Consider the following 5186-nt stretch of genomic DNA (forward strand, 5'->3'; position numbering starts at 1 on the left):
GCCGCCGCGCGTGCGTTCGCCGCTCCCGGGGACGCGGTGGCCCGCGCCGTCCTGCGGAGCGGCGGCGCGCCGGTCGCTGCGCCGGTGCTCGGGGCCGGGGGAATCGGACATGGGGTTCTCCTCTCGTGGGAGGGTCCCGCACGGGTTCGTACGGGAAGTTCGTCGGGCTCAGGGAGCCGGGCGCGCCCGGACTGCGCGGACCGGCCGCCAGGTGGAGACGAGTGCGGCGGCGAGGAGGAGTTCGGCGATGTCGCCGCCGTAGTACATGAGTTGCGCACCGGCACGCACGTCGTCGACCGGCGCGTGCACGACGGTGCCCCAGCCCCCGTAGAGGGCCTGGGAGAGCAGCGCGTGGACGGCGATGGCGGCGCCGAGCCAGACGAGACGCGTGCGCACGGGGGGCCGTGCGGGTGAGGGGTCGGGTCCGGCGACGACGTGGGCCCACAGGCAGCCCGCGAGCAGGAAGTGCAGGTGCAGGGGGAGGTGGGTCCAGGGGTGGGCGGCGCACCAGTCGTAGAGCGGCGTGCAGTAGAGCGGCACCAGGCTGGCCGTGGCGAGGAGGAAGGCGGGCGCGGGGCGGGCCAGGAGGCGGCAGGGGGCGCTGCCGAGCACCGCGGTGAGGCGGCGGGCGCGGGGAGCGGGGAGGGCGCGCAGGGTGAGGGTGACGGGGGCGCCGAGCACGAGCGCGAGGGGCGCGTACATGCCGATGAGCAGGTGCTGGGCCATGTGGGCGGCGAAGCCCGGGTGGTGACCGGCGCCGCCGAGGGGCGGCAGGAGCGCGACGGCGAGGAGGGCGAGGCCCACGCCGAAGGAGGCGGTGCGGGCGACGGGCCAGGGGGCGCGCCGCCCGGCGCGTACCGCGAGCGCGAGGTAGGCGGTCCCGGCGCCGAGCAGGAGCGGGACGAGGAGGAGCGGGACGAGCCGGTCCCAGGGCCCCGCGTGCCCGCCCGTCATCCCCGTCATGGCCGTCGCCCCCGCCCTCACGCCCCGGTCTCCCGCGTCGTGAGAGGCTCACCGGGCCGGCGGACCGGGCCACCGCCGCCGCGCACGAGGAGCCCGAGGACGAGCAGGACGGCGCCGAGCGCGAGGAATCCGAGGTCCCACCACACCTGGTGGGGACCGCCCCGCACGTGGTGAATGCCGAGCACGTGGTGGTCGAGCACGCCCTCGACGAGGTTGAAGAGCCCCCAGCCGACGAGCACCCACCCCCACAGGGCGCGCGAGGTCCACACGGCCCTGCGTCCCTCGGTCACCCGGTGGTGCAGGACGGCCAGGCCGCCCAGGACGCTCAGCCAGCACACGGCGTGGAAGATCCCGTCCCACACGGTGTTCATCTCCAGCCCGGAGACGGTGTGCGGGTCGTAGTAGCGCACCCCGATGTGGTCGTGATCGGTGCTCGTGAGCATGTGGTGCCACTGGAGCAGTTGGTGGAGCAGAATGCCGTCCACGAAGCCACCGAGGCCGACACCGAGCAGCAGCCCGGGGAACCGGAGCGGGTCGGCGGCGGAGGTGCGGGCCACGACGCGGGCCGTTGCCATGGGGTTCCTTCCGGAGCGGGCGGGGGGCGGCGCCCCGGGAGGGGAGCCGTGGTGGCCGGAGAGCGCGTCCGGTGCTCTCCGGAACGTCGGGAGACGGCTGGGTACCCGCCCAGGGGCGCTTGACACGTATACGCGTGCGTGTGCCGCCGTCCGGCCCCCGCCCCGACCGCCGCGGTCTCCCCCGCCCGCCCCGGCGGCCCCGCGCCCCTCAGCGCGTGTCCGTGATGCCGCCCGTGACGGCGATGACCTCGCCGACCGTGTAGGGCGAGTCGGCCTCGGAGGCCAGGTAGACGTAGGTGGGTGCCAGTTCCTCGGGCTGGGCCGCGCGGCCCACGGGGGACTCGCTGCCGATGCGGGCGAGGCCGTCGGGCGGCATGTTCGCGTCGGCCTCGTTGAGCGGCGTCCAGGTGGGCCCGGGGGCGACGACGTCGGCCCGCACGCCGCGCCCGGCGAGGTGCGGGGCGATGGACTTGGTGAACGTGATGACGGCGGCCTTCGACGCGGCGTGGTCGATCATCGTCGTACTGCCTTTCAGCGCCTCCTCGGTCGCGGTCGCGATCACCGCGTCCCCGTCGCCGAGGTGCGGCAGGCCGCCATCACGAGGTGGAAGTACGCGTAGGCGTTGGTCTTGAAGGTGCGGTCCCAGTCCTCGGCGGTGAGCTGGTCGGGTGCGAGCTTGCTCGTGAGGTACGCGGCGTTGCTGACGAGGGCGTCGCCGGTGGTGCGGGCCTCGTGCTGGGGGTCATCGTCATCCTTCCCAGCCGTCCGGGATACGGCGGGGCGCCCCTGGCGGCCGTCCCGCGAAAGCCGTGCGGGGGGGGATCAGCGCGCGGGGGCGCCGCCGTCGTCACCGGACGCGTACCGCCTCCGGCGCGGTCGTGGCGGCAGTGCGCCGCGCCCCGTGAGTACCCGGCGCGCGCTCCCCTACGCATACGGCTTCGGCGTGACGCGCCAGTGCCGGGCACGCCCGGTGGGGCGTGCCCGGCACCCGGCCGCGCTGCGACTCAGCCCAGCCACCACACCGTGGTGTCCGGCGCGAGCACCACGTTCCCGTCCGCGTCCGCTGCCGGGGGCGTGTCCCCGCTGCTCAGCAGGGCCTCTCCGGGGCTCGGGACGGTGACCGGGGCGCTTCCGGTGTGGGCGGTCACCACGACGGGCCGCCCGTCCGCCGCCTCGCGGCGCAGCGCGAGCACGCCTTCGGGCGCGTCGAGCCAGGTCACGCCGGTGCCCGCGCCGAGCGCGGGCTGTGCGCGGCGCAGGGCGAGCGCGGCGCGGTAGAACTCCAGCGTGGAGCCCGGGACGCCGGTCTGCGCCTCCACGCTCAGGCCGCCCCAGTCCGCGGGCTGCGGCAGCCAGCTCCCGCCGGGCCCGAAGCCGTACGAACTCCCCTCGCGCGTCCAGGGCAGGGGCACCCGGCACCCGTCGCGGAAGCCGTCCTGGCCCGCCGCGCGGAAGTACGAGGGGTCCTGGCGCACCTCGTCGGGAAGGTCCACGACGTCCGGGAGGCCCAGTTCCTCGCCCTGGTACAGGTACGCGGAGCCGGGCAGCCCGAGCATCAGGAGGGTCGCCGCCCGCGCGCGGCGCAGGCCGAGCGCCCGGTCGCCCGGGGTGCGCAGCTGGGTGCCGAGCCCGGGCGGGTTGCCGAAGCGGGTGGTGTGCCGGGTGACGTCGTGGTTGGAGAGCACCCAGGTGGCGGGGGCGCCGACGGGCCGCATCGCCGCGAGGGTGCGGTCGATGACCTCGCGCAGCGCGGGCGCGGACCAGTCGGTGCTGAGGTACTGGAAGTTGAACGCCTGGTGGAGCTCGTCGGGGCGCACGTAGTGCGCGGTGCGTTCGACGGTCGGGGTCCACGCCTCGGCGACGAAGACGCGGGCGCCGTCGTACTCGTCGAGGACGCGCCGCCACGAGCGGTAGATCTCGTGGACACCGTCCTGGTCGAAGTAGGGCGTCGCCCCGTTGCCGAGCAGCTTGACCTGTTCGGCGTCGCCGACGTCGGGCAGCCCGGGCGCCTTCACGAGCCCGTGCGCCACGTCGATGCGGAAACCGTCGACGCCCATGTCGAGCCAGAAGCGCAGCACGGAGCGGAACTCGTCGTGCACCGCCGGGTGTTCCCAGTTGAAGTCGGGCTGCTCGGGCGCGAAGAGGTGCAGGTACCACTCGCCGTCGGCACTGCGGGTCCAGGCGGGCCCGCCGAAGACGGACTCCCAGTCGTTCGGCGGGAGTTCGCCGCTCTCGCCGCGCCCGGGCCGGAAGTGGTAGCGCTCGCGCAGCGGCGAGCCGGGGCCCTCGGCGAGGGCGCGCTTGAACCACTCGTGCTGGTCGGAGGAGTGGTTGGGCACGAGGTCGACGATGACGCGCAGCCCGAGCGCGTGCGCCTCGCGCAGCAGCCCGTCCGCGTCGTGCAGATCGCCGAACATCGGGTCCACCGCCCGGTAGTCGGCGACGTCGTAGCCCGCGTCGGCCTGCGGCGAGGCGTAGAAGGGGCTCAGCCACACGGCGTCGACGCCGAGGTCGCGCAGGTGCGGCAGACGGGCGCGGATACCGGCCAGGTCGCCCATGCCGTCACCGTCGGCGTCGGCGAAACTGCGCGGGTAGACCTGGTAGATGACCGCCTCGCGCCACCAGTCGGCCCCGGGTGCCGGGGTGGCGGGCCCGGCCTGGGCGGGGAGGACAGCGGGGGCGACGGCGGCGATGGAGTCGGCGTGGTGCTGGCTCATGGGGTCCTTGCTGGTGACGTGTACGTACGGGTGGTGCGTCGTGCGGTACGGGTGGCGCGTCGCGCGCTACCGGTGGCGCGGGGGCGGGGTTCAGCCCTTCGCCGCGCCCGCCGTGAGCCCCGTGACGAGGTGGCGCTGCACGAGGTAGAAGAAGATCGTGACCGGCACCGCGATGAGCACGGCGGTCGCGGCCATGAGGTTCCACTGGGCGTCGTGTTCGCTGACGAAGGTCTGGAGACCGACGGCGAAGGTGTACTTCTCGTCGTCGAGGAGGAAGGTCGAGGCGAAGGCCACCTCGGCCCACGCGGTGATGAAGGTGTAGAAGGCGGCGACGGCGAGCCCGGGCCTGGCGAGCGGCAGGATGAGCCGCCAGAAGGTGCCGAAGGGGCTGAGCCCGTCGATGCGCCCGGCCTCGTCGATCTCGAAGGGGATCGTGTCGAAGTAGCCCTTGAGCAGCCAGGCGCTGTACGGGATCGCGGTCGTGCAGTTGAGCAGGATCACCCCGAAGTAGCTGTCGATGAGGCCGAGTTCGGAGAAGATCTCGTACATCGGCACGATGAGCACGGCGATCGGGAACGCCTGCGTGAGCAACAGCACCCACATGAGGGAGCGTTGGCCGGGGAAGCGCATGCGCGAGACGGCGTAGCCGGTGGTCGCGGCGAAGGCGACGCCGAGCAGCGTGGTGCCGAGCGAGACGATCAGGGTGGACTGGAGCCAGTCCCAGAACTTGGTGTGTTCGAGGACGTAGGAGTAGTTGTCGAAGGTGAGCCGGCCGAAGATGCGGCCGGGGTGCAGGTAGTCGTCCTTCTCCGGGCCGAGCGAGAGGAAGGCGAGCCAGACGACGGGCACCAGCGCGACGAGGCTTGCGAGGACGAGGACGGCGTGGGTGAGGACGGTGGCGAGCGGGCCGCGCTCGCCGCGGCGGCGGACG

Annotated in this window: 5 protein-coding genes; all 5 read right to left on the minus strand. The window is 74.2% G+C overall.

Going from position 1 to position 5186, the window contains the following annotated elements; genetic code table 11:
• Window positions 1-168: 168 nt before the first annotated feature.
• The gene (locus G3I42_RS00665; RefSeq protein ID WP_239096178.1) at window positions 169-963 is read right to left on the minus strand and encodes a cytochrome c oxidase assembly protein; all 795 of its coding nucleotides are present in this window, start codon (window positions 961-963) and stop codon (window positions 169-171) included.
• A 17-nt stretch (window positions 964-980) separates the two neighbouring features.
• Complete coding sequence (locus G3I42_RS00670) at window positions 981-1538, minus strand: DUF2243 domain-containing protein (RefSeq protein ID WP_164281907.1); 558 nt, start codon at window positions 1536-1538, stop codon at window positions 981-983.
• Between the two features lie 208 nt (window positions 1539-1746).
• A complete protein-coding gene (locus G3I42_RS37285; RefSeq protein WP_164281908.1) occupies window positions 1747-2100 on the minus strand; it encodes an SDR family oxidoreductase in 354 nt (117 codons plus the stop codon).
• A 442-nt stretch (window positions 2101-2542) separates the two neighbouring features.
• Window positions 2543-4255: a glycoside hydrolase family 13 protein gene (locus tag G3I42_RS00680; RefSeq protein ID WP_164281909.1), complete on the minus strand. Its 1713-nt coding sequence runs from the start codon at window positions 4253-4255 to the stop codon at window positions 2543-2545.
• A 90-nt stretch (window positions 4256-4345) separates the two neighbouring features.
• Window positions 4346-5186, minus strand: an 841-nt coding sequence (locus G3I42_RS00685; RefSeq protein WP_164281910.1) for a carbohydrate ABC transporter permease, incomplete at its 5' end; no start/stop codon positions are given.

The sequence above is a fragment of the Streptomyces sp. SID11385 genome, from assembly GCF_010548245.1.
Lineage (GTDB): Bacteria > Actinomycetota > Actinomycetes > Streptomycetales > Streptomycetaceae > Streptomyces.

Excerpts from the sequence above, each read along its gene's own strand:
- G3I42_RS00670 (WP_164281907.1), bottom strand. The coding sequence starts at position 1,538 with ATGGCAACGGCCCGCGTCGTGGCCCGCACCTCCGCCGCCGACCCGCTC.
- G3I42_RS00680 (WP_164281909.1), bottom strand. The coding sequence starts at position 4,255 with ATGAGCCAGCACCACGCCGACTCCATCGCCGCCGTCGCCCCCGCTGTC.
- G3I42_RS00665 (WP_239096178.1), bottom strand. The coding sequence starts at position 963 with ATGACGGGGATGACGGGCGGGCACGCGGGGCCCTGGGACCGGCTCGTC.